The organism is Terribacillus aidingensis (genome assembly GCF_900215625.1).
GTDB classification, from domain to species: Bacteria; Bacillota; Bacilli; order Bacillales; family Amphibacillaceae; genus Terribacillus; species Terribacillus aidingensis.
On sequence record NZ_OBEK01000003.1, the window covers coordinates 143,551 to 168,197 of the forward strand.

Annotated in this window: 25 protein-coding genes and 1 other annotated feature; of the genes, 9 read left to right on the forward strand and 16 right to left on the reverse strand. The window is 43.4% G+C overall.

The features are described from left to right. Positions 1-9 precede the first annotated feature (9 nt). Positions 10-214: a binding site (T-box leader), on the forward strand. 56 nt (positions 215-270) lie between these two features. Beyond that, a complete protein-coding gene (gene trpS, locus CRO17_RS11275) occupies positions 271-1,257 on the forward strand; it encodes a tryptophan--tRNA ligase (protein ID WP_097042276.1) in 987 nt (328 codons plus the stop codon). Between the two features lie 35 nt (positions 1,258-1,292). Here the strand turns inward: trpS and CRO17_RS11280 are convergent, their stop codons facing one another. After that, positions 1,293-2,045, reverse strand: coding sequence for a YjbA family protein (locus CRO17_RS11280; protein WP_097042278.1), 753 nt, complete (start codon positions 2,043-2,045; stop codon positions 1,293-1,295). Positions 2,046-2,251: 206 nt separating this feature from the next. Continuing rightward, a complete protein-coding gene (gene fabF / locus CRO17_RS11285) occupies positions 2,252-3,490 on the reverse strand; it encodes a beta-ketoacyl-ACP synthase II (protein ID WP_097042280.1) in 1,239 nt (412 codons plus the stop codon). A 225-nt stretch (positions 3,491-3,715) separates the two neighbouring features. Between fabF and CRO17_RS11290 the strand changes: the two genes are divergently transcribed. Next, complete coding sequence (locus tag CRO17_RS11290; protein WP_097042282.1) at positions 3,716-3,901, forward strand: hypothetical protein; 186 nt, start codon at positions 3,716-3,718, stop codon at positions 3,899-3,901. Between the two features lie 17 nt (positions 3,902-3,918). On the opposite strand, the gene CRO17_RS11295 is transcribed toward CRO17_RS11290, so the two are convergent. After that, complete coding sequence (locus CRO17_RS11295) at positions 3,919-4,512, reverse strand: hypothetical protein (RefSeq protein ID WP_097042284.1); 594 nt, start codon at positions 4,510-4,512, stop codon at positions 3,919-3,921. 108 nt (positions 4,513-4,620) lie between these two features. Here CRO17_RS11295 and CRO17_RS11300 point away from each other — a divergent pair, with 108 nt between their 5' ends. Then, on the forward strand, positions 4,621-4,800 hold the full coding sequence (locus CRO17_RS11300) for a DUF2929 family protein (protein ID WP_097042286.1): 180 nt from the start codon (positions 4,621-4,623) through the stop codon (positions 4,798-4,800). A 28-nt stretch (positions 4,801-4,828) separates the two neighbouring features. Here the strand turns inward: CRO17_RS11300 and CRO17_RS11305 are convergent, their stop codons facing one another. The 3 genes from CRO17_RS11305 to CRO17_RS11315 form a co-directional block, all read right to left on the reverse strand. After that, positions 4,829-5,149, reverse strand: a complete 321-nt coding sequence (locus tag CRO17_RS11305; protein ID WP_245864778.1) for a hypothetical protein — start codon at positions 5,147-5,149, stop codon at positions 4,829-4,831. 90 nt (positions 5,150-5,239) lie between these two features. Next, a complete protein-coding gene (locus CRO17_RS11310) occupies positions 5,240-5,551 on the reverse strand; it encodes a metal-sulfur cluster assembly factor (protein WP_097042288.1) in 312 nt (103 codons plus the stop codon). Between the two features lie 84 nt (positions 5,552-5,635). After that, a complete protein-coding gene (locus CRO17_RS11315) occupies positions 5,636-6,400 on the reverse strand; it encodes a prolyl oligopeptidase family serine peptidase (RefSeq protein ID WP_097042290.1) in 765 nt (254 codons plus the stop codon). A 154-nt stretch (positions 6,401-6,554) separates the two neighbouring features. On the opposite strand from CRO17_RS11315, the gene CRO17_RS11320 reads away from it, so the two are divergent. From CRO17_RS11320 to CRO17_RS17360, 3 genes are all read left to right on the forward strand, one after another. After that, the gene (locus CRO17_RS11320) at positions 6,555-7,382 is read left to right on the forward strand and encodes a Cof-type HAD-IIB family hydrolase (RefSeq protein WP_097042292.1); all 828 of its coding nucleotides are present in this window, start codon (positions 6,555-6,557) and stop codon (positions 7,380-7,382) included. A 109-nt stretch (positions 7,383-7,491) separates the two neighbouring features. Further along, positions 7,492-7,635 (forward strand): hypothetical protein, encoded by a 144-nt coding sequence (locus CRO17_RS17565; protein ID WP_179106589.1) that lies wholly within the window; start codon positions 7,492-7,494, stop codon positions 7,633-7,635. Between the two features lies 1 nt (position 7,636). Then, the gene (locus CRO17_RS17360) at positions 7,637-7,804 is read left to right on the forward strand and encodes a DUF3813 family protein (protein ID WP_179636993.1); all 168 of its coding nucleotides are present in this window, start codon (positions 7,637-7,639) and stop codon (positions 7,802-7,804) included. Positions 7,805-7,959: 155 nt separating this feature from the next. On the opposite strand, the gene CRO17_RS11325 is transcribed toward CRO17_RS17360, so the two are convergent. Then, a complete protein-coding gene (locus CRO17_RS11325) occupies positions 7,960-8,223 on the reverse strand; it encodes a hypothetical protein (RefSeq protein WP_097042294.1) in 264 nt (87 codons plus the stop codon). A gap of 100 nt (positions 8,224-8,323) precedes the next feature. On the opposite strand from CRO17_RS11325, the gene CRO17_RS11330 reads away from it, so the two are divergent. Then, positions 8,324-8,587, forward strand: a complete 264-nt coding sequence (locus tag CRO17_RS11330; RefSeq protein WP_097042296.1) for a NifU N-terminal domain-containing protein — start codon at positions 8,324-8,326, stop codon at positions 8,585-8,587. A gap of 33 nt (positions 8,588-8,620) precedes the next feature. Here CRO17_RS11330 and CRO17_RS11335 read toward each other — a convergent pair whose 3' ends face one another. The 4 genes from CRO17_RS11335 to CRO17_RS11350 all read right to left on the reverse strand — a co-directional run bounded on the left by CRO17_RS11335 (position 8,621) and on the right by CRO17_RS11350 (position 13,231). Beyond that, positions 8,621-9,469, reverse strand: coding sequence for a YitT family protein (locus tag CRO17_RS11335; protein ID WP_097042298.1), 849 nt, complete (start codon positions 9,467-9,469; stop codon positions 8,621-8,623). Between the two features lie 150 nt (positions 9,470-9,619). Next, entirely contained in the window at positions 9,620-11,467 is a 1,848-nt protein-coding gene (gene asnB / locus CRO17_RS11340) for an asparagine synthase (glutamine-hydrolyzing) (protein WP_097042301.1), read from the reverse strand. A 115-nt stretch (positions 11,468-11,582) separates the two neighbouring features. Next, positions 11,583-11,966 carry a YisL family protein gene (locus CRO17_RS11345; protein ID WP_097042303.1) on the reverse strand — a complete coding sequence of 128 codons (384 nt, stop codon included), beginning with the start codon at positions 11,964-11,966 and terminating at the stop codon, positions 11,583-11,585. Positions 11,967-12,025: 59 nt separating this feature from the next. Beyond that, positions 12,026-13,231: a DUF418 domain-containing protein gene (locus CRO17_RS11350; protein ID WP_097042306.1), complete on the reverse strand. Its 1,206-nt coding sequence runs from the start codon at positions 13,229-13,231 to the stop codon at positions 12,026-12,028. Positions 13,232-13,355: 124 nt separating this feature from the next. Here CRO17_RS11350 and CRO17_RS11355 point away from each other — a divergent pair, with 124 nt between their 5' ends. Next, positions 13,356-13,970 (forward strand): PH domain-containing protein, encoded by a 615-nt coding sequence (locus tag CRO17_RS11355; protein ID WP_097042308.1) that lies wholly within the window; start codon positions 13,356-13,358, stop codon positions 13,968-13,970. A 40-nt stretch (positions 13,971-14,010) separates the two neighbouring features. Here the strand turns inward: CRO17_RS11355 and CRO17_RS11360 are convergent, their stop codons facing one another. Further along, positions 14,011-14,286 (reverse strand): GNAT family N-acetyltransferase, encoded by a 276-nt coding sequence (locus tag CRO17_RS11360; RefSeq protein WP_097042310.1) that lies wholly within the window; start codon positions 14,284-14,286, stop codon positions 14,011-14,013. Positions 14,287-14,424: 138 nt separating this feature from the next. Between CRO17_RS11360 and CRO17_RS11365 the strand changes: the two genes are divergently transcribed. Then, positions 14,425-15,786 carry a DUF2254 domain-containing protein gene (locus CRO17_RS11365; RefSeq protein WP_179636995.1) on the forward strand — a complete coding sequence of 454 codons (1,362 nt, stop codon included), beginning with the start codon at positions 14,425-14,427 and terminating at the stop codon, positions 15,784-15,786. Between the two features lie 37 nt (positions 15,787-15,823). Here CRO17_RS11365 and addA read toward each other — a convergent pair whose 3' ends face one another. The 4 genes from addA to CRO17_RS11385 all read right to left on the reverse strand — a co-directional run bounded on the left by addA (position 15,824) and on the right by CRO17_RS11385 (position 24,561). Continuing rightward, positions 15,824-19,549, reverse strand: a complete 3,726-nt coding sequence (addA, locus tag CRO17_RS11370; protein ID WP_097042314.1) for a helicase-exonuclease AddAB subunit AddA — start codon at positions 19,547-19,549, stop codon at positions 15,824-15,826. Then, positions 19,530-23,036: a helicase-exonuclease AddAB subunit AddB gene (addB, locus tag CRO17_RS11375; protein ID WP_097042316.1), complete on the reverse strand. Its 3,507-nt coding sequence runs from the start codon at positions 23,034-23,036 to the stop codon at positions 19,530-19,532. The genes addA and addB overlap by 20 nt, the downstream gene beginning before the upstream one ends. Before the next feature lie 280 nt (positions 23,037-23,316). Then, positions 23,317-23,859: a signal peptidase I gene (lepB, locus tag CRO17_RS11380; RefSeq protein ID WP_097042318.1), complete on the reverse strand. Its 543-nt coding sequence runs from the start codon at positions 23,857-23,859 to the stop codon at positions 23,317-23,319. 54 nt (positions 23,860-23,913) lie between these two features. Next, positions 23,914-24,561, reverse strand: a complete 648-nt coding sequence (locus tag CRO17_RS11385) for a TVP38/TMEM64 family protein (RefSeq protein WP_097042320.1) — start codon at positions 24,559-24,561, stop codon at positions 23,914-23,916. Between the last annotated feature and the right edge of the window lie 86 nt (positions 24,562-24,647).

Sequence of the window (24,647 nt, forward strand, 5' to 3'; positions counted from 1 at the left end):
AACAAGTTTAAAAAAGCGAAGATGAAAATATAGTACGGTACCCCTCTAGTTGAAGAGAGCTTGTGGCTGGTGAGAACGAGCACTATGGGTAGCGGAAATTGGGTTTTCGGAGCTGCGGGATTGTCTCCCGACGTTTTGGCAGGCGTTAACTGCGTAAAGTGATCCTTCATTAGAAGGGTAATTAGGGTGGCACCGCGGTCTATTCGTCCCTGCATGCAAGCAGGTTAGCGAATGGATTTTTTTATGGACTTTTTTAGGAGGAAGATGACAATGAAGACAATCTTTTCAGGTATTCAGCCAAGCGGCAGTTTAACGCTTGGTAATTATATTGGTGCTCTTAGCCAATTTCCAGCGTTGCAGGAAGAAAACCAATGCTACTTTTGTATCGTGGATGAACATGCGATTACAGTTCCGCAAGACAGACTAAAGCTAAAAAAACAGATTCGCTCACTTGCAGCGCTTTACCTTGCTGCTGGAATTGATCCAGATAAATCGGTTCTTTTCATCCAATCCGAAGTGCCTGCACATACACAGCTAGGCTGGATGATTCAATCAATCAGTTATATTGGTGAATTGGAACGGATGACTCAATTCAAAGATAAATCAGATGGCAAAGATGGCGTTTCTGCTGCTTTGCTTACGTATCCCCCGCTGATGGCTGCCGATATTCTTCTATACAATACCGATATTGTACCTGTCGGAGATGATCAAAAGCAGCATCTGGAATTAACAAGAAATGTGGCGGAGCGGTTCAATAATCGATTCAACAACATATTCACTGTTCCTGATATTCAAATAACGAAAGTTGGCGCACGTATTATGTCGTTACAGGAGCCAACAAAGAAAATGAGCAAGTCAGATACAAATTTGAAAGCTTCTATCTTCATCTTAGATGAACCAAAACAGATTGAGAAGAAAATAAAGAGCGCCGTTACGGATTCTGAAGGAGTCGTACGCTACGATAAAGAAAATAAACCAGGCGTCAGCAATTTGCTGACGATTTACTCTGTTGCGACGAACAAAACCATTGCAGAAAGTGAACAAGAATTTGCCGATAGCGGTTATGGCGATTTCAAACAAGCGGTTGCAGATGCTGTTGTGAATATGCTTGCTCCGCTGCAAAAGCGTTATTATGAATGGTTGGAAAGCGATGAATTAGACGAAGTGCTTGATAAGGGCGCAGAACGCGCACAGGCTGCTGCCAACAAGACATTAAGAAAAGCTAAAAAAGCGATGGGCTTAGGTCGCGGCAAATAAAAAATGACCGGCAGTTTACCTGCCGGTCATTTTTTTTATGAAGTTTTCGCCTGGTCACTTTGTTCTAATTCCCACAGTTTTTCGTAAAACGGCTGTCCTTTTACCATCTTTTCGCAAAGTTCTTCTTGTTTTCTGCTCCAGCCAATTGAAACACCTTCGTATAGTTTCTGCCACGCTTCCTGGAAGTTCAGGGAACGATTCACATGATATTCCTCTGGCTTCCACTCAGTCAGCCAGTAGCGGACCTGTTCGAGATTTTCACTCGTTTCCAGCTGATCCATCGCCATCATAAGAAGCTGTTTCAACTGTCTTTCTTTTCGTGTCAGCCCAACCATTAAGTCCGGCTGCAAAGATAGGATATGATACTGCTTGTTCTCTTCACTTGTACGCCAATCAAAACTTTCCGGCTGCGAATCTTCAATCATCTGATAAACCAGTCTTTCCTGACGAGGAATGAGTCTGCTTTTTCGAACAGGAGTAATATACCCCATCGTATCAATGGCCAGGATTGCTTTTCCGTTCGTTACAATGCATGCATAATCAATAGCAATCCGTTCTTGATTTTTTCGCAAGAAAGCTTTTCGGTGAATCAAATCCAGCAGTGCTTTCGGCAATTCTTGTAAATCATTTTCAATGTAGGTGAACAGCGAATCTTCTATGTAAAGCAGTGGTACTTGATCCAGCAGTTCGATCCCATCTTCTTTACGCCATTCATGGAATGAGCATACGTTATAGCCATTTTCTTCACCTTCGAACCAGTTCACCCAAATATCATGCATAAATAACATAGATAACCCTCACTTTGCTTTTCGATTCTGCTAATCCGACACTGGTACGCACTTGCATGGTGCTATATCTATTGGGTGTAGGGAGCACGTGCCGTGTGGCTTGTAGTAGGATACATTATGACCAACCAGCAAAGTTTTATTCTTCTAAACCATGAATCGAGCAACAAAAAAAACCTCCTAAAAATTAAAGTAGGAGGTTTTTGTGTTTATTGATATTGCTTGAATACTAGAGCAGCATTGTGACCGCCGAATCCAAGTGAATTGCTTAACGCTGCACGGACAGTTTTCTCTCGTTTCACATTTGGTACATAGTCTAAATCACAAAGCGGATCTTTCTCTGACTGATTGATTGTTGGCGGAACAACCGAATCCTGAATCGATTTAACACAGATAATTGCTTCAACTGCTCCAGCAGCGCCAAGCATATGGCCTGTCATGGATTTCGTTGAGGAAATAGCTGTCTGATACGCATGATCGCCTAAGAGCTGTTTTAAAGCAGCCGTTTCGAATTTATCATTCAATTCCGTGCTTGTCCCATGGGCGTTAACGTAATCAATATCTTCCGCTTGCAGCTCTGCGTCTTCCATCGCTTGACGCATCGCACGGACAGCTCCTTCGCCTTCTGGAGCTGGCGCTGTAATGTGATAAGCATCACCTGAAGAACCATATCCTGCGATTTCTGCATAAATCGTTGCACCGCGTTCTAGTGCTGATTCAAGGGATTCCAAAATTAAGATACCGGCTCCTTCTCCCATAACGAAACCATCACGGTTTGCATCAAATGGGCGGCTTGCAGTAGCTGGATCATCATTAAAGGAAAGAGCTTTCGCAGCAGCAAAACCTGCGAATGCCATTTTAGTAAGCGGCGCTTCTGTACCGCCGGTAATCATGATATCTGCATCTCCGCGCTCGATCACTTTATAAGCATCTCCAATGGAGTTTGCACCAGATGCACAAGCAGTAACCGTACAAGAGTTAATACCTTTCGCTCCCAGCTGAATGGATACTTGTCCGGAAGCCATGTCCGGAATCATCATTGGAACGAAGAAAGGACTCACACGGCGAGGACCCTTTGTCATCAGTTTCTCAAACTGTTCTTCATACGTTCCCATACCGCCGATACCAGATCCAATCCAAACACCAATACGGTTTGCATTTTCATCGGTAATGGAAAGCTTCGCATCTTCTACTGCCATTTTACTTGCAGCAACGGCATACTGGGTGAATAAATCCATCCGTTTAGAATCTTTCTTTTCCATATAATCTTCTGGATTGAAATTTTTCACTTCCGCTGCCACTTTTGCAGGGTAGTCTTCTTTATTTACTCGAGTAAGATAGTCAATACCCGATTTTCCTTCTAAAAGGTTCTGCCACATTGTTGCAGCGTCATTTCCTACTGGTGTCACTGCGCCAATACCTGTGACAACAACTCTTTTCTTTTCCATACGTTGGTTCCTCCTCCTTCAGCAAAAATACTGCTGAAGCTGTTCTAACTGGTCGAAAATAGAATAAGACCATATTTATATAGATAAAGTGCATAATCTGAGATATATTGTAACGTATTTTTGGCGTTCTGTAAGCTTAAAACATATAACAAAATTTCTTTTGCTAGGTAGCGGCATAGCCAAGAAGCACTTTCTGGACATATTGTAACGTATGGAGGTGTGATTATGAAACGAAATAATTCCCGTATGGACGCTTTTTTATTTGGCAAAAAGCAAGAAACAGCCAAGGAGGAACCAAAAAAAGAGTTTAATCTAATGGAGACCGCTGGTACGCTTATGGAAACGTATGACCAGCTTTCTCCATATGTAAAACATGTTAAGAAACACGCCATGAAATTCCTTTCAAAATAATACTGTACGGAGCAGGCTTATTTATAAAATTGACTGTATTTCGCATAATGTTGATGTAAAGCAGTTAAATCATCCTTCAAATTACGCGTAAAAGCAATAACTGTCCGATCTTCCTGCTCCGGACAGACATCTTTTGCATAAAAACGATAGTTCTTAGAGCTCGTATCTCCCGCTAGCAGTTTGCTGACAGTTTGCATGACAGGCTGAATCGGCAGCGCATGTGCACGGAAGAAAGCATCATCAAAAGGAATATTCTGTCCCTCCCATTGCAGGGCGTCTGTGTCTCTTGGCATCCATTTCCCATAACAGATCGGCAGCAGAATTTGTACATCAGCATCTGTATCTTCTGATGTTCCATAGTGCAAATTCACACGCCTTTGGACATCAACTTGCTTTGCTCCTTCTCCGAAAAATGTCACATAAGCAGCGTAATCCTTCTCTTGAATACCTTCACTAAACAATGCATGCCGCCCAAGATACATACTCAAATGTACTTCCTTATTGGATAAAACGGAAGAATGGATACCTGACACTTCATGCCCTTCTTCCAATAAGGTTTCAACCAGATGATACCCTTCAAAAGAGTAACAGTTGTCGATGAGAAAATGCATACCTGACCACCTCTTCTATTCATGTGAGCAAATGCACAAGAATCGTTTTCTTTTTAGCCGGAACCTGCTATGATAGAAGTATATGTGTGAATAATAGAGGTGATACTAATGCGATTTATCGTAACCATTATTTGGGGATTCGTTCTTAGTGCTGTTGCAGCGTTCGTACTGACAAGTATGTCTGGTGATCCTTATGACATGTCACTTGTGATTGTCATGACAATTATCTTCAGTCTAGGTGTCTGGACTGTATCTGCAGTACTTCCAGATGCGGAAGAGAACGAATAAAACCTTGCCAACCGGCAAGGTTTTTCTATTACCATGGAATCAAGCTAAGTGCAGCTAGACCAACTAGCGGCAAAACTAATCGGCGCAGTCTGTAGCGCGGATTGTAGCCGTAACCATATCCATATCCCGGATAACCAGGATAGCCATATCGATATTCATCTTGCTCGACATAATCATACTGTTCCGAAGCCGGTATCGCAAGATGAACGTATTCGTCATCTACATCTAAGATAATACCATCCATCTGATAGCCATCCAATAATTGAACCATTACATATTGATGTTTATGCTGCTTACATTTATCCATCATTTGCTTTAATTGCGGATACTGTTCATAAGAATGTGTCACGATGAACCTCCCCCTTTTCACCCACAGCCTATGCAGGGAAGGGTTGGGTTGTGCAAAAAAATCCTCCTGCTTATGCAGGAGGATTATGCATCAATCCGGAATTCCGAGCGCTATTTTTGCATAGCGGGACATACGGTCTTTAGACCATGGCGGACTCCATACGATATTTACTTTTGTTTCTTTCACTTCCGGAATGTCCATTAGAACTCGCTTAACATCCTGTTCAATGTGGCCAGCAAGCGGACAACCCATTGCTGTTAATGTCATCGTTACGATGCCTGTACCATCTTCATCTATATCTACGCCGTACACTAGTCCAAGGTTCACGATATCAATTCCAAGTTCGGGGTCGATAACGTTCTCCAGTGCACCCATCATATTCTCTTCTAATGCCTGATCCATGTCTGCTCCTCCTTTAAATCAGTTCCAATAACTGTTTGTCTGCATCTATTTAAACATATTTTCGTCAAAATAGAAATAAACTCCTTACAATACAGTCTCCAGCCACGCTGTTCCTGCCAGCATGGCCTTTCTGGAAACTTTATGACCTGTGCCTGCTTCTGACACGTAGGTGAACTGTTCAGGTTTTTTCGCTTTTTGTTCCAGAATCTCGTAAAAGCTACGAGAATGTTTATACGGAACAACTGGATCTTGATCACCATGCCAGAAGAACAGCGGCCGGCTGCCGATTGTTTCCGGATGAAGCGACAAATCAATTGTTTCCAGCTGTGTGTAAAGCTGTTCTAACTCATCATCTGAAATATTCATTTGCATACCTGATTGTTTTACTGCTTCTACCATATCTCGTGCGAAAGCAGCAATTTTGGGTGATCCCATCATGACCATACCGGCATTAACCCAATCATACTGCGTCAATGCTGCACATGTCGTAATTCCGCCCATACTCGTACCACCAATGGCAAAACGATTATCTCGGATGAAGCCATTTTCCGATGCGTAGTGATGAATTCGCTCTAAATCATGAAGATTTTCCTTTACGATAGCGAAAAATTCCATTTGGCGCTTGCTGCTGCTGTTAGCATCCTCTCGTATTCCATGATGCAGTGCTTCGGGCAGCAAGACACGATAGCCCTTCTCAGCAAGCATATAAGCCATCGGTAAATTATGTTCTCTTGCGCTTGTAAATCCGTGGAAATATGTAAACACTGGAAGTTCCTGATCTTCAGCACCTGCTTGTTCGACTCGAAGCAGTGGCACCTCGTTCCAGACTTCTTCTTTAATGACGATCATTCACTTCATCCTCTTCTTCATTTTCCATTACCTACTGTTTCATCTTAGTATGTTCAGATGGTCTTTGTAAATTGATTCTGCTCGTCTTGACGATTTCTTTACAGATAAAGAAGAGAGAGATACACTATAATGTACAATATAGAGGTGATAAATAATGGAAAAGCACTTAATAGCACTAGATTTGGACGGAACACTCTTAACAGATGATAAACACATATCCGAAAGAAACAAACAAGCAATTGCGGCAGCGAAACGAGCAGGTCATATTGTCGTTATTGCAACAGGAAGACCGCACCGAGCTTCTCTCGATTATTACCGAGAGCTAGGCTTAACTACACCGATGGTCAACTTTAATGGTGCGCTTATCCATCATCCTGATGAGAAGAAATGGGATGCGGTTCACTCACCAATGCCAATTCGGACGGCAAGGAAAATCGTCGAAACTTGCCATCGGCTTGACGTCAAAAATATCATTGCTGAAGTGATGGATGATGTTTATATTGATCGGTACGACCAATACTTATTGGATCTGTTTCATTTGGAAGAGGAAGATGATCCGATAAAAGTCGGCAGTTTAACATCGCTGCTGCAGGATGATCCTACATCCTTACTTATTTATCCACATGAAAACCAAGTTGCTTCCATACGTGAAACGTTGGAACAAGAGCATGCCGAGGTGATTGAACACCGACGCTGGGGAGCACCTTACCACATAATAGAGATTATCCGTAAAGGCCTGAGCAAGGCTGTTGGTCTTCAGAAGATCTCCCATTATTACGGCATTCCGCAAAATCGCATTATTGCTTTTGGTGATGAAGATAATGATTTGGAAATGATTGAATACGCCGGTGCTGGCGTAGCAATGGGGAATGCCATTGCGCCTTTGAAGGACTTGGCCAATTACACAACCGGTACGAATATGGAAGATGGTATTGCATCCTTCCTTCATTCGTATTTAAAGCTGGAAACGCCTGCAAACTAATTAGCAATTTTTTCATCTTATAATCTTTCCGTTATGGGTGCAAAATAAAAGCGTAATCGGGTAAAGCCGGTTATGCTTTTACTTCTTAAGACGTTCGGAGGGGTAACGAATGAGCAAGAGAAGTAAATCAAAACGTATAACAAGTCAAGGTGCACAATCGGTGAGGCAGCATGACGAGATCTTCGTTTACCGCGAACGCTTCAGCGATACGGTGAAGAAGCAAAAATCAGAAAGCCATAATGGAGGGTTTTAGGATGGAAAACTTCTTCGAGAAAGCAAAACACAAAATGCAGAGCTTGACGAACAAGCCAAGTAAGGATGACTCTGCCACAGCGCAAGAGGCCATCCAATCTGCATACAATGATGCAACTGCAGAAGAAAAGCAGAAATTGCAGGACTTCCAGCAGAAGCTCGACCAGTAACAAAAAGAGGCAGATCCGAGTATCGGATCTGCCTCTTTACTTCTTCTTCTTTTTTATAAACGATGAAGGTTTTATAAGATAATGATTTATTTTATATTCTTTTGCCTTCTCCACATGCCACAGCAGCACTCATTATAAGAGCGATTATCCACTTGTTAGCAGATAATTTTCTCTTCATCAAGATGTAAGTGGTAACAATTGCCCAGGAAATAAATTAAATGAAACGCATTAAGCATCCGTTTATTCCACTTCACCTGTTTCAAGACTGGAATAAAGTCCACATTCATCAATAGTGTATAAACGCGGATACCTGTAAGCTGCTGACAAAGAAACATCCATTCGGATAATATAAGACCAGCAATGCCGCCATCAGCAAGATTCTGACAAACAATCCAAACTTCTCCTTTTCCTTTGAGCATACCCGTCCGTCCCTGTAATCGAGCTAGATATTTCTCGCTTTTTTAAATGTTGTCTATCTGCTATGATAGGAATAAGTATGGACGCTAGGAGGTCAAGAGCATGAGTATTAGAGTGGAAAATACCCCGAATCCGAATGCAAAGAAATTTACAACTGATAAAATGATTTTTGAAGGGAATGGCAGTGTTTCTGTTATGCCTGGACAAACGAGTGAATACGACATCATGAATCAGCTGATGACAGTTGAAGGTGTCGATAATGTATTCGGCTTCCAAAACTTCATTACAATTAACAAGCTGCCGAACGCAGATTGGGACGCACTTTCTGCAAAAGTCGTCGCCGTAATGGAAGAAGCAGGCTATTAAAAAGCTGAGGAGCTACTATATGCTCCTCAGCTTTTATTTGTCTTTCCGGAAGAAACCGTAAATACCTGCTGTCTCGACAACGTTCATGAAAGCAGCCGGATCCACTTCTTTGATGATATGCTCTAAATCATACAATTCATAACGTGTAATCACGAGCATCAGCATATTTTTATCTTGTTTTGTGTAACCGCCTCGAACTGGAATAACTGTAATGCCGCGAACCATCTTGTTGTAGATAGCTTGCTGCAGCTCGTCCGCCTGAGAGGTGACAATCATAGCAGTTACTTTTTCATAACGCGTATGAATGGCATCAATGACTCGAGTAGAAACATACAAGGTAACGAGCGTATACAAGGCATTGGCGGGCTCATTAAGCAGGCCAGCCAGAAGAATAATGATTCCATTTAACATGAGGAAGTAAGTACCGACAGGTCTATCTTTCAGGCGAGACAGAATCATGACAACAATGTCCATCCCTCCAGTAGAAGCACCCCACTTCAATGTAAGACCAACACCCACACCAGCAATTACTCCGCCAAACACTGCGTTTAGGATAATATCATCTGAAAGCGCGTGAATCGGCAGCAGCTCCAGCATGACAGTCATACAAGCAACAGAAAAGAGGCTGTAGATCGTAAAGCCTTTTCCTACCTTCATCCAGCCTAAAATAGCTACTGGAACATTTAATAGGAAGAGCCAGATACCCGTCCCAATCGCAGTGGTTCCAACTACTTGCGCAAAGAAATCATATAATAGCTGTGCAGCACCGGTAAACCCGCTGCCATATACACTTGCAGGTATTAGAAAGAAATTTAATGCGACCGCGTTTAGCAGGGCGCCGAATATAACAACAATAATTCGTTTCACTTCAAAATAAAACAACTATGTACCTCCTTCTAAAACACTCATAAAAAAGCTTGCGCAGAACAGCAGAAAGCTATTCCTGCGCCAAGCCTGCGAATCATTATAGCGAAAATGAAAGCAAAAGAAAATAGTTTTATTATGTAAGGAGCAAAAAAGCTCCCTGCTCGATCATGCGCGTATTTTTACATTATAATGACGCAGCCAGTAATCGATTTGTGCCAAATGCGCCAGCAGCTGTGGTCCTGTCATCAATTGACCAAACCAAGGTGCCGTCACATCCTGTCCCTTGCTTTTCACAAGCGCCTCAATTTCTTGACGGTCGAACAGATCGAATAATCTCGCATCCTTATCTCGTAAAATTTCTCCCATCCATTTGACAACGGCTGCCGTATACACTGGATTATGTGTTTTCGGATAAGGACTCTTCTTCCGGTAAAGCACCTCATCTGGCAAAATACCTTCCAGGGCCTTTCGCAAAATGCCCTTCTCCTTATTCCCATGTGTTTTTATTTCCCACGGTATGTTCCACACATATTCCACTAAACGGTGATCACTAAACGGAACACGTGCCTCAAAACTTGCTCCCATGCTCATCCGGTCTTTCCTGTCGAGCAATGTCGGCATGAACCATTGCATATTCAAATAAAACATCTGTCTTCGCTTCGCTGCTTCTGCTTCCTCGCCTGGCAGCTGCGGTGTTTCATCAATAGTAGCTTGGTATCTGCTGAGCATATACCCGTGTAAATCTAGATCTTGCTGCCATTCTTTTTTTAGCAGGTTGTTTCGGACTTGTGCGGATCGAATCCATGGGAAGCCCTCTCTGTTGAGATCTTCTTCCCGATAAAACCACGGATAGCCGCCAAAAATTTCATCGGCACATTCCCCGGATAAAGCTACAGTCACATCTTCTTTAATACGTCCGCAAAACCAGAATAAGGAAGCATCCACGTCTGCCATACCTGGGAGATCGCGAAGTATTGTTGCTTCTTTTAGCGAATCAGCGAGCAACTGATTATCCATCACATGTGTCGTATGATGAGTTCCGAAATCTTTTTGCATCTTTTTCACGAAGGTCTGATCGCTCTCGGGCTGGAATTCATTTTTCTGAAAGTAGGTGTCATTGCCATCAAAGTCGATGGAGAATGTAGACAACTGCCCTTTGCCTGTTTCTTTATAGTGATTTGCTGCAATCGCAGTTATGGCGCTGGAATCAACTCCGCCGGAAAGGAACGTGCCAAGCGGTACATCCGAAACGAGCTGCCTTACTACAGCATCTGTCAGCAGCTCACGCACAGTTGCTGCTGTTTCCTCTATGGAGTCGGTGTGCTCTTTGCTATCGACATTCCAATAACGCGTCAGTTTCAAACCGTTTCGGTCGAACTTCCCAACATGACCTGCTCGCAGTTCGTTGATGTCTTTAAAAACGCCATGACCAGGTGTCCGGGATGGACCAAGTGAGAGAACTTCGGAAAGACCATCTTGATCCAGAACAGCCTCTACTTCAGGATGAGCAAGAATTGCTTTTATTTCCGATCCAATTAAGAGTCCGCCATCTTGTTCCATGTAAAAGAAAGGCTTTACCCCTAATCTGTCTCTGGCAAAGAAAAGTGTTTCTGATTTGTCATGCCAAATAGCGAAAGCAAAAATACCGTTAAATTTTTCAACACACGCTTCCTGCCATTCGATATAACTCTTTAGCAACACTTCCGTGTCAGAATGTCCTTGGAAAGTCCACCCGCGCTGCTGCAATTCTTTGCGGATATCTTCCGTGTTGTAAAGCTCTCCATTATAAACCAATGTATAAGTACCGCGTCCATCGGTGTACTGCATCGGCTGCTTGCCGCCTGCAGCATCTACCACGATTAGTCGTCTATGTCCGAACAACACATGTGACGCACCCCAATCGTTATACTCATCTGGTCCTCTTTTTGATAAAGTCTGTGCCATTTTTTGAATCACAGGCTGTTCTCGTGTCAGGTTTCTTTTAAAGTTAATCCACCCAGTAATACCGCACATTTTGCCGCTCTACTCCTTTACTCGCCGATTTCATCTCAATAGCCGTTACTTCTACAACATATGAAAAGCGGCGATAAACGTGAGTATTGAAAAAAGCCTGCCATAAATGGCAGACTTATGCAGGCAAAAATCCCATCGGCAAAATACCGAAGCCAAGCAGCAGTGTAAGCACAAGTGCGATGAAAAAGATGATCCACCATGCTTTTGCTGATTTTTCTTTTTTCATTTTGACTAAGATCATTTCCATGCAGACAACAACAATCAAGCCAGCAATACCTTTAATGATTGCTTGGACAGTAAAGGAAGATCCAGATGCGTCAAAGTATCTCCATAATAATACAAAGCCGGTATACAAGATGACTAAATAGTCCAAGCGCAGAATCATGTGCGGAATCGTTGCTTGTTTGCTTTTTTTCTCGTTGTACAGAACAAGTGCCGCAAAGAAGAGCACTATTCCGAGGCCCCAGCCAATAATATGAGTCAATATTATAGCGTCCATTATGTACCTCCTTTTGAACAATTCGTTCCTATCATACCATGATTCCCTTTAATTCGGCATCAAGACACCCGCTGCATCTTTTTCTTTCGCAATGGCTGTATTTTTCCGTATGTCAGTATACGCCACAGCCACTCCACAGGTCCGAATGTATAATACCGGAACCAAATCCGGCTTCCAATTACTTGAAGGACGAATACACCTAAAACAAAAGCAACAAAGCCAATCAAAGAGAAAGATGCGTATAATCCAAAACCTACATTATAAAACAGGAAGAACATGAAGACGGATTGGAACAAGTAATTAGATAATGACATACGCCCCACATAGCTGAGCTGATGTGCAATCCAGCTGAAAACAGGCAGCCGAGACACAAGCGTGATGATTGAGAGGTAGAACAACGCACAGGCAGGTCCTCCGATGGAATCTTGTGCAATACTCAGCCAAAGCGGCGCACCAATTAAGTATGGGCCAGCCTTGAAGATAAGGAAAATACCTCCCGTAATAACCGTGAACCAGATTAGCTTACGTCGATTTGCTACAGGGTCATGCAGCAGCTTCGTGCGCGCAAGGTAAGCGCCGAGCATCAGCAGCGGTAAAATCATGAAGATACTTGAAATAATACCTATGCTATTTGTGCTTGACCAGTCTATCCAGTTTTGCTGAAGAATATCTCCATAGGACCCATGTCCGTAAGCAGCAAGTTTGTTTGGTATATCCATAGATTCAACCATGTACGCATCCAGCTCGCCTTCTGGCAGAAGTGAACCTAGAAGCGAACTCAATGTTAACAATATGACAACCGGTATTAACAGAATCGGAATCATCATCAGTAACACCCATCTTGGGGTATAAAGAAAAGGAATGAGCAATAAACCTAAAATTGCATATGTAAACAAAATATCTCCATGCCAGATGAGAAACGCATGGATAGAACCTAAAACGAGCAGTACGAGCATTCGTCTGCTCAAAAACCAGCCTGGTCTGATGCCATCTCGTTTTCGGCTGTCAAAAATAAGCTGCATTCCGAAGCCGAAGAGGATGGAAAACAACGTATAAAAACTAGCCTGGAAAAAGATATCGATGCCGCCGAGTAAAAAGTTATCAAGTGCTGAATTCCATTCTGGCGAATTCATCCCTGGCATATAGTAAGGAGATCCGAATGATGGTGCGTTCACCATAAAGATACCAAGAATAGCTGCTCCTCTTGCTGCGTCAATCCAGTTCAAGCGCTTTGTCTGCGGCATTGCGCGTAACTTTTCGTTCATGTGTTTCCGCCTTCCGTATTCATATTAGTCCAGATGCACCATTTCGGAAAAATAGATGGATACAAGCTGTCAGAATTGCTAAAATTAGTATATCACATACTTGCGCAGCAGAGAGGATTGTTTTATGTTTAAAAAACTAGCTTCAGATGCTTTAGGTCTATCCGATATCGGCACGATTATATCGCCTAGTGATTATGATAAAACAGATGCCGATGACTATGTAATGAATGAAGATAATGAAAAAATCTACTTCCTTATTAAAACGAGACAAGACGAATACTGTTTTACTAATCTATCCATCATCCATGTAGATGGAGAAAGCGCTGTTTCCTCTAAGCGCACACTGCGCCGTTACCCATACATGCAGCACCGTATCAGCAATGTTTATTTAGAAACAGCTGGAAAGGTAGACTTAGATATCGAAATTAAATTTACAATTGACGGTCAGGCAATCAGCATTGATGTGAAAAAAGACCAAATCGATCAGTTGAAAGACTTGTACAAAGCTTTACTGCGTATTGCCGAAATCAATTATGAAAACAGCTTGTATACAGATATGGCACATACGAGCCTCGATAAAGCTGCTGCTATCCTCCAGCAATCCCGCTACACGGATGGGACGTTGGACGATACATACAAAAAACTTACCGAATTTGGCTTTGAATGGTTGTCTTCTACCAAAGATAAATACCACACTCATGACTTTGGTTCCGTTTATGAGAAATATATCAACAACTAAAAAGAAGTGACTCGCACGTTGCGGGTCACTCCTTTTTTGTTTAGAGCGGTCCTTCCCAAAATCCATCGTATTTCTTATCAGAACTGAGCACTTGATGAGCGAATGTGCATACAGGAATGATTTGTTTGTCTTGTTTTTTCGCATAATCAACTACATGATCTATTAATTGGGTGCCAAGGCCGTCACCTTGCAGTTTCTCTTTAACTAACGTATGTTCAATCACAATATCATCCGTTTCTCGAAAAGACACTTCCGCATCCGGTTCTTCCCCGTTCCCGACAAAGAAACGTCCGTCCTCTTGTTTTATATTAGCCATTCTTCAGCCTCCTTTTTCTCCTTCTTCTTTTACTCTACCCCCCTATTCTGACAGGTATGCATCTTGTCAATTCTGGTTTGGAATTTGTTTAATATGGGAAAGGTTAAAAGAATAACAACAATGAGAGAGGCGCCTTTTATGCTTACCAAACTATTACCAAGATCGGTACGAAAAATTTTACATATGTCGCACAGACAGCGTAAGCACGAATTGCAGCAAAATTTATGGCTGATGCCGACTATATATATATTAGGAACATTGCTTCTCGTCTCCATCCCATTATTATTGGATCTTGTTTTAAACTTACCTTACTATACAACGGGATTTTTTAATGCTTCTGCTTCCAACACAGGGACACTCGTTAGTGTGTTAGTGAGCGGTACCTTACTGCTTGCTGCTTATACGCTTAACTCTATTCTCGTTGTGCTGACAAGTTTCAGCTCAGAGTATTCACCTCGGATGCTATTCAACTTTATATCTGATCGTACAACGCAGCATATTTTAGGGCTTTTCTATGGAAGTTTCGTTTTTATGCTCATCTCATTCCTCTTTGTCACGAATAGCTCCAGGGATTATTTCACGGCTGTTCCGATAGCTTGTACACTCGTTACACTGGCAGCGGTTATCGGCTTCACTATTTTCGTAAACCACACGACAAATTGGATGCAGCTCCATAATATTGTAGAAGCTATGAAAGATGAGTCAGAAAAGATTATCAAGTCTACAATAATTGATGAGCTGGAACCTTATCGAGCCGATGAACCGGGATATACATTTGAGGATTATCCTGCTTATACCTATAAAGCTTCCAAAGCAGGATATATTCAGCTCATTAATTTTAAAGACATGATTAAACACGCAAAAGAAGATAATATCGTTGTTAAACTGGAAGCAAAATCAGGGGATTTTGTCCTTAACGGCAACTGTTTATTCAGTTACCGGGGTCCCGGAGCACAAGATTTGAAGGTTGAGAAATACAGTAAGCTTATCCAAGTCGGACATAAAAGATCCGAAATCCAAGACGTCGAAATGAGTATGAATAAATTAAGCGAAGTTGCGATTAAATCAATCGGGAATGATGATCCCACTTCCGCTATCAACACCTTCCATCAAATGGCGGTATTAATGATCAACATGGATGCGTCTACTACTCTGCATCCTTATCTTCAAGATGATGAAGAACAGACACGTGTCGTCTATAATTCTGTCACTTTCTCCACCTATTTGTATGAAGGGTTTGGGAGAATCCGTCATTATGCAGGAGAAGATTATCTACTTATCATTGAGATGATGCAGATATTCATTCGATTAACCGACTCTATTTCAGAGAAAAATTACGCAGTCATTTGGGAATTTGCCAAAGATACGGTGTATAATGTTCCAAGTTCCGCTTTCTTTCAAGCCGATCGCACCCGCTTACTCCAAAACATGAAGGAATTGGCTGATGCCACCGGATATACAATGGATTATTATGAGTTGGAACGCTACCTGAAAAACTAATTATAAAGGAGACAGCATGCGATGCTGTCTCCTTTTTTTATAGCTTCCGTAAAATTCCTTTGTCGAAGAAATAAAGATATCTTTCTTTGACGGGCTTCTTCCATATTCGCTCAATTGCATTAGCGTATAGTTCAATCTGCACGCGGTATTTCTCCGTAAGGACATCTGCCCTTCTTTCTGGGTCGTCTCCAAATAGTGTGTCTGTCTTATAGTCCAGCAGTACTAAACCATCGTCTTCTGCAATAATTTGGTCTATGACTCCTTGGACGACTACCTTATCAGAAGCGGCTCCCGACCAATCGTTATACAGTTCGTTCGCAGGCAGTGCTAATGTAAAAGGCGTTTCCCGATAAGATTGTTCGGCCTGGCGGATACGCTCCGCAAGTGGGGAGGCTAGGAAATCAAGTATCTTCTCTCCATCAATTGCCGCTAACGCTTCTTGCTGCAGAAACTCATTTTCTACTAACTTTAGCAGGAATTCATCTAGTTTTTGTTTACTCCACTCTTTATGGAGATCCAGCTGCTGCAATACCGCATGAACAGCACTTCCTCGTTCTGCTGGCGTAAGTTCCTTCGACTCCTGCAGAAATCGCGGTCTGCTGGCAATCGAAGCTCGCTGCTGGATCCGATTTACGACTCGAATATCGCTATAGCTATCCCGAATTTCTCGCTGCCGTTTGATTTCTGTTACTGTCTGTTTAGCGCGAAATCTCGTTGCTTCTGCATATGGATAACGATATGTCAGCCGATCCTCTACTTCCGCTTTCCAGTCTGCATTTTCCTCGCCAGACTGCCAGTTGCTAATACGCTGGAGCAGCTCCTGGTTTGCTTCTTCTTTTCGCTCCTCTGCCAGCACATAATCTTTGCTGGCTTGCAAACTGATTCGCCACTTGGACTGGTCCTGGGTGATTTCTTGCGGCAGATTTGCGGTTAGCTCGTCGGCACGAAGTTCTTGTGCCTGCTCATGCCGCATCAATGCAGGTGCGACCCAATCCAGATAAGAGGTCGCTTCTAAACGATAATAAGATGGCAGCACCCAGTCAGGATGCTCGGCTATCTGCCGCCATTTTTGCAGCTTTTTATCTAAAGAAGCCACATTACCGACCATAACAAGCTTTTCCTTCGCTCGTGTCAACGCTACATATAATACCCGCATTTCTTCCGCCAATGATTCACGCTGTTTCTCCGCTTTTAATGCATGGTAAATCAAAGTAGGATACATAAGTCGTTTCGCAGGGTCGATATATTTACTGCCAAAACCCAAGTCTTTATGCAGCAAATAGCGCTCCCGAAGATCTTGCTGATTGAACATTTTATCCATAGCGCCGGTAATAACAACGGGGAATTCGAGTCCTTTACTTTTATGAATAGTCATGATGCGGACTACATCTTCTTGCTCACCTAAAGCTTTGGCAGCTCCCAAATCATCTCCGCGTTCTTCCATTCGTTCAATAAACTTCACAAAGCGGAAAAGTCCCCGGAATGACGTGTTCTCATAATTGCGCGCCCGGTCATACAGCGCACGCAAATTCGCTTGACGCTGACGGCCGCCTGGAATACCACCGACAAAGTCATAATAACCTGTTTCTCGCATAATGGACCAAATGAGTGCAGATAATGCACCTTGTCTGGCTTCCATTCTCCAGCTGTCCAGCCACTCCAGCAGCCGTTCAATTTTAACTGAAATAGCATCATTTGCTGTTTTCGCATAGGATCTAGCAGCTTCAAAGTAGCTGCTTCGCTGATCAGCTAAGCGAATTTTAGCCAGATCGTCTTCTTTCAGCCCAATGATAGGCGAACGAAGGACGGCTGCGAATGGGATGTCTTGCAGTGGATTATCGATTATTTTCAGCACGCTCATCATAACTTTAATTTCAATTGCTTCCAAATAACCAGTCGAGAGCTCTGCATATACCGGAATACCTTGCTGCTTTAATTCATCCACAATAGCTGGTGCCCACGTCATGGAACGCAGCAGAATGACAATATCACGATACTGAAGATCACGCTGCTGCTGCGTGCTTTTATCGACTACTTGCATCGCCCCTTCGCCTTCATGTCCAATCCATTGCTGAATCATCCGAGCATAAGCGCGCCCTTCCAGCTGCGCTTTCTCCAAATCCTCCACCATTTCCGTATCGGTATCTGCCTCGTATGATTCCTCCGATCCATCTCGGTTAATGACAAGAAGCTCGACGTCGGTATCTGCTTGCTTGAGCTCATCGTACATCTTATTTGCATAAATCAGCTCGGCTTCTTTCTCGTACTGCATCTCCCCGACATCCTCTGAAAACAGCTGGCGGAAGATGTAGTTTGCACCATCCAGCACTTGCTGGCGACTTCGGAAATTGCTGGCAAGATCAATTCGCATACCAGGATGCTCCGCTTCGGAAAAGGCTTTGTATTTATTTAAAAATAACGATGGCTCCGCATGCCGGAATCGATAGATACTCTGTTTCACGTCCCCAACCATAAACATATTACCGCTTCCCGAACGGTCGGAAAGCAAGGTGACAAGCGTCTCCTGCACCAAGTTTGTATCTTGGTATTCATCCAAAAGCAGTTCCTTGAAACGACTTTGATAGCTTTCGGCAATAGCAGACGGAATAATATGTTCTGGAGTACTATTTTCGTCTATCAGCACTTCCAGGCAAAAATGTTCTAAGTCTGAGAAATCGACTAAAGCCCGCTCACGTTTTTCCGATTGATAGCGGGTGCGGAACTGTTTAACGAGCAGCGCCAGCTGCTGAATAGAAGGATAAAGCTCTTGCATATCAGCTAAATAAACTTCCAGATTTCGTGCAAACCAGTCCCCGGCAAGCTTGCCCCATCTTTTTTTATAAGAATCGCGCAATGCTTTCGCCTGTGCTTTTTTCGTATCGTCACATTCTACCTTTTTAGCCGGCAATCGACCGAATGACTGTTCTTTGATAAAACTGACGGCGTCATTCCAGCTGCCGCTTACAAGTTCTGTCGCTTTTGCAATGAATTGCTTCTCTGCTTCAAAAGTTTCGGCATAATGATACGGTCCATCTGGTTCACGCGTAAGCGCTAATGCCTGATCTGCTTCCTGCAGCATAGCCTGCAGCTGATCATTTGCTTCACGCTTTAACACTTGCAGCCATGGAAGCTCCGTTTCTTCCTTTATTGCTGTAACATCATATAATTGTGCCATCTGATCCAGCCATGTGTCTGGATACGGGTTCTGCGTCGCAAAATCATACAGCTTCAGGATAAGATCTTCTACTTCCAAATCGTTTCGGTCATTACTAAAACGGTCAACAACACCGAAGAAAGCAGCTTGCTCCTCGCCTTCTTTGCCATACCATTCTTCCAGCAAATCGCCCATTACTTCCTGACGAATCAAGTCTGCTTCCAAATCATCTGCAATGCGGAAACTTGGATCCAAATCCAGCATATATGCATACTTTCGCACCACGTCCAGACAAAACGAATGGAGCGTGGAAATAGAGGCGTGCTGCAGCAAGGAAAGCTGCTTACGAAGATGCTGGGAAGATGAATCTGCTTCCAGGGCTTTTTCAAGCGCCGTTCCGATTCGACTGCGCATCTCCTGTGCAGCTGCATTTGTAAACGTAACAACGAGCAGCTGATCAATATCGACTGGATCGTCTTGATTTACGAGCTTTTGGATGATTCGTTCTACCAGTACAGCTGTCTTTCCTGAGCCTGCTGCCGCTGCTACCAAAATATCATGTCCTTTAGCATCAATTGCCAGCTGCTGTTCATTTGTCCACTGAACCATCTGGTTCCACCTCCTTCTTAATGCTGTTTAAAACTTCGTCATCTTTCATATCTTTTATGGCGCGGTATTGGTTGCTGGCAAGAGATGCATCAAATTGGCATACTGCCTTAAAGTCACAAAATGTACATGCGCTCCGATCATGATGGCGATACGGATTCAAATGTACTCCGCCGTTTGTTATATCAAGACCCGCTTGTTCCATCAAAAATCTTGTATGCTGCTGTAATGCACGGAATGTATCTTGATCGGCTGTCTGGGAACCAGAACGGAAAGCTCCATCCTTCTTCAACCCTGCCGGAATGATTTTACTCATGCCAGATTCAAGTGAAGTATCCATCATACGGGCAACCGATTCGTTTTCGAGCAGCATCCCTTGCATCTTGAACTTTTTAAAGATTTCTTCCTCAATATCTACTTGTGATCTGCTTGATTGGGAAATCAGCGGATTATGCACATGGAAATACAGCACACCTGCTGGAGTTGCCCGCAGCCCCAGCCACTGTTCCGAGTGCGACAAAACGACATCTAAATAAGCAAGCATTTGAAGTGCTAGTCCGTAGTATACTTCTGTCAAATTCAATGCTTTACTGCTGGACTTATAATCAATGATTCGGAGAAACAGCTCTTCTTGATCAATCGCTTTATCTACTCGGTCAATCCGCCCGCGAAGCTGGATATCATATCCATTCGGCAATGTAAGTTCAATCGGGGGAAGTGTCTGGTTCTCTCCGAAATCAAGCTCCAGTCCGACAGGGGAGAATTTACTTTGCCTCGCTTGCTCACTCAGTGTATAGGCTGCCCGCGAAATAATATCCTGGAGTTTCTGCTGAATATATTTGAATCGATTCGAGCTGTGAAGGATTTGATTTTGGAGCACTGGCGCCAAATTCCCCATTGCTCGTTTCGCATATCCGGAAGCATCCTCCTTATTCAGCTGTGCATAATTCCGCCCCTCAAGCTGCACCCAGTCCGTGATTTGTTTTAAAGCTTCATGGAATAGCTGCCCGATATCAGGCGCATCTAACTTGTATGTTCGTCTGTTTTCCAAGCCAAGACTGTACTTGGCAAAATGCTGGTAAGAACAGCGATAATATGTTTCCATCCGCGACACACTTGCTTTTACCTTTTTCGGGAACAGCTGCTCCTTCGTCTCTTTGGCTAAATCTTCTACTTCATTTTGATAGAAAAGACTTTGCAAAATTCTGCCTGTCAGCTCTTCTTCGCTCTCATGCTGAATAAACCAGTTTAGAACGCTGTCCCAAATCGGATGAATCGGATAGCTTCGCATTTTCCGAGCAAGCTGTGTTGTCAGTGCCGACCGGCTCTGATCAATCGTCGCCACAAAACGGGCTGTGTCGAGACTATCCTCTGGGTCTTGAAGCAACCGCTCATCGCAGCACCAATCAAAGAGATCCTTTACACGCTGTACAAGCGTGGATGCCATCTTGGCTTTTCCCTCTTGGTCACTGATCGGATAACTCACCCACAGCCGTTCACTCGCTGCTGTAAAAGCAACATACATATAAAAGCTTTCATCCAGCAGCTGGCGCTTGCTTCCGGCTGCAAGCTGAACGCCATATACAGCCAGCAGCTCGCGGTCTTCTTCACTAATCAAGCCATCCGGCTTCGGTTTCATTGGCCAAACGCCTTCGTTGACTCCTAGCAAAAAGGCACATTTCAGACCGCTCACTTTACTGTGGTCAATTGTCCCGACAATGACTTGATCCAAACTTGGCGGGATATGGGCAAATTCAAGTGATTCAAAGCCCGTTTCCATTGTGTGACGGAAGACCTGCAGAGAAACGCGCTCTTCCCCGACAATCTCTACTGCTTCATCTAAGAGCTGGAGCACAGCATCCCATACTTGGTCCTGCTCTCTTGCTCTCTCCAATTCTCCGCGTTCATCAAATGTCATTTGCATTTCTTCCAGCCGCTGCGGAACATGCAGCTGCTCCAGCCAGTTATAAACTGCAACTGCGCGCTCACGGAATGTCTTTCCTTCTCGCAGCTTGCGGTCAAATTTCTTCATTGCTTCCGCTACTTGGCGGCGGTAATGGTTAATTCGCTTTTGTGTTTCCAATTCCTTGTCCGTCTGCCGGCCCGATTCGAATCCGCGGAAACGCTGGAAGATCCAATCTTCCTTTTGCAGCCATCGATCTCGGGAACGAATACCATATTCCAAACAATAATTCTCTAATTCATCAATTGCTTCTTCTGTTAGCGGGTATTCGTCATCAGATTTAGGAATGAGACCTGTCTTCAATACACGAAACACAGCTTCATAACGCCAGTTCCCGTCCACAACTTCCATTCCAGATCGAATAAGCTCAAGCAGCGGGTGGTGAATCATTGGTTTCTTCTGATCAATAAATACAGGTATATGATAATCAGCAAATACGGTTTCAATTAATTCGTGATATACATCTGCTTGTCTAAGCAGCAGCGCTATGTCTTGGTAGCGATAGCCTTTTTCACGTACGAGTGTAACGATTTCTTGTGCTGCGCCTTCTACTTCTGCTCGCGGGTGGACTGCTTGCGCCAGCGTAACCGGCACTTCTCCTTTTACAGCAGGGGCCGGCCGTGTCTCAAAATGCTTTTCCAAATGAAGAAAAGCAGGATTATGACCAAAGCGACCTTCCGCTGGATCCAGTTTCTCTACTGAAGTGATAGGCACATTCCGCTCTTGTGCTGTTTGCTTTATTTGAACAAATGTATCATGTGTGCGCGCAAACAAATCCAGCTCGTCCACATCTTGACGATCCGCTCCGTCTAATGTCAGTGTCACAGTTACCTGTTTTGCCTCAGTCATCAAGCTGCCGATTACTTCTAACTCTTGCGGGGTAAACTGATGGAAGCCATCTAAGTATATTTCTGAATCCTTCACCGAACGAGATAGCGGTATTTTAGATGCAAGTAAATGCAGCTGATCTTCACTGTCAATATATTTATCCCGCAAAAGGGCGGTAAGTCTATCGTAGATATAACTGATATCTTCCAGCTTGTCCCGAAGTGAACCTTCATTGGAATGCGGCTGCTGGAATTGTTCCATTTCGCGAATCTGGTCATGGAGCAGCTCAGGTGTAATGCGATATCGCTTCAATTCTGAAATCATGTTCTCCAGCTGTTCCATAAATCCGTTCTTTTCAATCGCTTTTTGAAATACATTCCAATCTGATTTGCGTTCCTCTGTAATTTTACGCAGCATCATTTGGACACCAGTCGAGGTAATAAATTGTTTTGTCGCACCGCCAGTTTCCTGCAGTACATACCATGCCAGCCGGGATAAGCTATAAACTTGTGCTCGAATGCTGCCTTCTACGCCAGTCTGTCTGATCAGCGCTTGTTCTTGCTGAAAGGTCATTTGATCTGGCACTAAGTAAAATATATTCGGCCCCATTGGGTCTGTTTGCAGCTTGTCTGCGATTTCGTCGAGACAAGCGCGTGTCTTGCCGGCTCCGGACCGGCCAATTATAAAACGTACACCCATGCTAGGCTTCACTCCTGTCTTCCAATCTATTATTCTTATTTTACCACGATACGTGCAGCAAAGGAAAAAAGATAAGCACGTTTGTTCGCTTGCATTTACTGGAAAGGTGCTGGTATGAAATGGACGATTAACTTTAGTGAATAATTAGAGAATAGCATCTTAGGTTTGACTACCCTCCAGCAGCCTAGACTCCATGTTTATGTAAAAAGCCGAGCCATTCTGGGAATCACACCTCAGAATGGCTCGGCTTTTCATTTGTTAAGTTTTTGCGTTACAGCCTCTAATTACCAAGTCCTGCTGCTGACATTGGCCAAAAGTGCGCGTCGACCTTACCGACGACTTTTTCGATTGGTATAAAGCCGAATGAACGGCTGTCTAGGCTCTCTCTGCGATTATCACCCATAACAAACAGCATACCTTTTGGTACTGTTTTTTGCTCCGTAACTTCTTCCAGCGTAAAATCTTTGGTCAGCGGACCATCGACTTTATCTCGATAGTTTTCCAAGTAATGCTCAGGCCTGTATACACCATTGACGAACAATTTATCGTTATGAACTTCGACAGTATCTCCCGGCATTCCAATGACTCGCTTTACATAGTCTTCCTCTTCTGTTGCATGAAATACGATGACATCAAAACGTTGAATACGGGACACCTCATCCATGAACTTATTTACCATTAGAAAGTTACCATCCTGCAAGGTAGGCTCCATTGACTGCCCTTCAACACGATAATCCGCAAATATTAATTCTCTGGCAAAGAAGAACACAAGCAATATGCCAACTAAAGAGAGGAACCACTTCCAGTGCTTTGTCTTTTTCATGTATTATCCTCCGGTGTAAGTGTTTTGCAACACTTTACCCCGGCTTAGGATGCGTTAATCCTTATGAGACTGCTCTAGTTTTTTGTTTTTCTTCTTCAATCTAGTTTCTACATACTTTCCGATTATCCAGAAGAGGATAATCGCCCCCCCTACAACAACAGCTTTTATTGGATTTTCAGCAAACGAACTCAGGCTGTCCCCGACATAAGCGATTGAGAAAATCATTAGTGCTTTACCAAGAATTACTGCCAGCGCGAATTGCTGCAGACTGACTCTCGATAATCCAGCTACTACATTAATGATAGCGGAAGGCGAGAATGGGAAGCATAACAATATAAAGAGCGGACCAAAACCATGGCGGTCCAGCCACTTGGTTATTTTCTTTACTTGCTTATTATTCCGCAGCCAATTAATCATGCGTGTATGACGGTATCGCCTAATCAGCCAAAACACAGTGATTGCGCCGAGTGTCGTGCCAATCCAGGAATATAGAAAGCCCCATAGCAGACCGTATGCCACTGTATTAGTTAAAACGAATACGACGAGCGGCAGAAATGGCAAAAAACTTTCCAAGTAGGGAAGTACAATGCCGGGTATAGGACCTAAATTTTCATATTTATCTAACCAGGACTTTGCGAAATCGTCCCATGTTCCATTGCGGAACATTTCCATGACATCGTTCCAACTAAAACCTAAGACCATCTAACCATTCTCCTATTCCCTGCAAAACATCTTTTTTCCATTCTATACGAAAAGTCCAAGCATGCAAAGTCTGTTGGATTACTCCT

Excerpts from the sequence above, each read along its gene's own strand:
- CRO17_RS11310 (WP_097042288.1), bottom strand. The coding sequence starts at position 5,551 with ATGGATCAGGCATTAGAAGAGAATATGATGGGTGCACTGGAGAACGTT.
- CRO17_RS11315 (WP_097042290.1), bottom strand. The coding sequence starts at position 6,400 with ATGATCGTCATTAAAGAAGAAGTCTGGAACGAGGTGCCACTGCTTCGA.
- CRO17_RS11290 (WP_097042282.1), top strand. The coding sequence starts at position 3,716 with ATGAAACGAAATAATTCCCGTATGGACGCTTTTTTATTTGGCAAAAAG.
- fabF (WP_097042280.1), bottom strand. The coding sequence starts at position 3,490 with ATGGAAAAGAAAAGAGTTGTTGTCACAGGTATTGGCGCAGTGACACCA.
- CRO17_RS11355 (WP_097042308.1), top strand. The coding sequence starts at position 13,356 with ATGTTTAAAAAACTAGCTTCAGATGCTTTAGGTCTATCCGATATCGGC.
- CRO17_RS11360 (WP_097042310.1), bottom strand. The coding sequence starts at position 14,286 with ATGGCTAATATAAAACAAGAGGACGGACGTTTCTTTGTCGGGAACGGG.
- CRO17_RS11320 (WP_097042292.1), top strand. The coding sequence starts at position 6,555 with ATGGAAAAGCACTTAATAGCACTAGATTTGGACGGAACACTCTTAACA.
- addB (WP_097042316.1), bottom strand. The coding sequence starts at position 23,036 with ATGGGTGTACGTTTTATAATTGGCCGGTCCGGAGCCGGCAAGACACGC.
- CRO17_RS11330 (WP_097042296.1), top strand. The coding sequence starts at position 8,324 with ATGAGTATTAGAGTGGAAAATACCCCGAATCCGAATGCAAAGAAATTT.
- CRO17_RS11280 (WP_097042278.1), bottom strand. The coding sequence starts at position 2,045 with ATGTTATTTATGCATGATATTTGGGTGAACTGGTTCGAAGGTGAAGAA.
- CRO17_RS11350 (WP_097042306.1), bottom strand. The coding sequence starts at position 13,231 with ATGAACGAAAAGTTACGCGCAATGCCGCAGACAAAGCGCTTGAACTGG.
- CRO17_RS17360 (WP_179636993.1), top strand. The coding sequence starts at position 7,637 with ATGGAAAACTTCTTCGAGAAAGCAAAACACAAAATGCAGAGCTTGACG.
- CRO17_RS11345 (WP_097042303.1), bottom strand. The coding sequence starts at position 11,966 with ATGGACGCTATAATATTGACTCATATTATTGGCTGGGGCCTCGGAATA.
- CRO17_RS11300 (WP_097042286.1), top strand. The coding sequence starts at position 4,621 with ATGCGATTTATCGTAACCATTATTTGGGGATTCGTTCTTAGTGCTGTT.
- addA (WP_097042314.1), bottom strand. The coding sequence starts at position 19,549 with ATGGTTCAGTGGACAAATGAACAGCAGCTGGCAATTGATGCTAAAGGA.
- CRO17_RS17565 (WP_179106589.1), top strand. The coding sequence starts at position 7,492 with ATGAGCAAGAGAAGTAAATCAAAACGTATAACAAGTCAAGGTGCACAA.
- trpS (WP_097042276.1), top strand. The coding sequence starts at position 271 with ATGAAGACAATCTTTTCAGGTATTCAGCCAAGCGGCAGTTTAACGCTT.
- CRO17_RS11365 (WP_179636995.1), top strand. The coding sequence starts at position 14,425 with ATGCTTACCAAACTATTACCAAGATCGGTACGAAAAATTTTACATATG.
- CRO17_RS11325 (WP_097042294.1), bottom strand. The coding sequence starts at position 8,223 with ATGCTCAAAGGAAAAGGAGAAGTTTGGATTGTTTGTCAGAATCTTGCT.
- lepB (WP_097042318.1), bottom strand. The coding sequence starts at position 23,859 with ATGAAAAAGACAAAGCACTGGAAGTGGTTCCTCTCTTTAGTTGGCATA.
- CRO17_RS11295 (WP_097042284.1), bottom strand. The coding sequence starts at position 4,512 with ATGCATTTTCTCATCGACAACTGTTACTCTTTTGAAGGGTATCATCTG.
- asnB (WP_097042301.1), bottom strand. The coding sequence starts at position 11,467 with ATGTGCGGTATTACTGGGTGGATTAACTTTAAAAGAAACCTGACACGA.
- CRO17_RS11385 (WP_097042320.1), bottom strand. The coding sequence starts at position 24,561 with ATGGTCTTAGGTTTTAGTTGGAACGATGTCATGGAAATGTTCCGCAAT.